Here is a 510-nt window from a genome sequence, read left to right on the forward strand (position 1 = left end):
ACGCCGCTGGCCTGCAGCGACTGCGCAGTCAGCCGTGCGTGGTTGACGCAGCCCAGCCGCATGCCGACCACAAGTACTACCGGCAGATGCAATGCACGCACCAGGTCGAGCTGGTCGAGCGTGGCCGAGACCGGCGCCAGCCAACCGCCAACGCCCTCCACCACCACGACATCGGCCTGCGCGCGCAATCGCGCGAACGCGGCCACGATCGGCGCCAGCTCCACCCGCACGCCATCCTCGGCAGCAGCCAGCTCCGGTGCCAGCGGCTGCCGCAGCGCGTACGGATTCAGGTCGGCATAGTCCGGCACCGGCCAGCTGGCTGCCTGCAGGGCCAGCGCATCCTCGTTGCGCAGGCCCTGCCCCAGGTCTTCGCTGCCGCTGGCCACCGGCTTCATGCCCACCGCGCGCAGGCCGCGCCGACGCAGCGCATGCAGCAGCGCGGTGCTGGCCGCAGTCTTGCCGATCTCGGTATCGGTGCCGGTGACGAACAGGGCGGGCGGCAGCGTAGCG

At 71.8% G+C, this 510-nt stretch carries 1 protein-coding gene; it reads right to left on the reverse strand.

Features of this window, described 5'->3' with window-relative positions; genetic code table 11:
• On the reverse strand, positions 1-510 hold a 510-nt coding region (gene bioD / locus DAI20_RS20445; protein WP_205781556.1), incomplete at both ends, for a dethiobiotin synthase.

The organism is Planctomonas deserti (assembly GCF_003067705.1).
Classification (GTDB): domain Bacteria; phylum Actinomycetota; class Actinomycetes; order Actinomycetales; family Microbacteriaceae; genus Planctomonas; species Planctomonas deserti.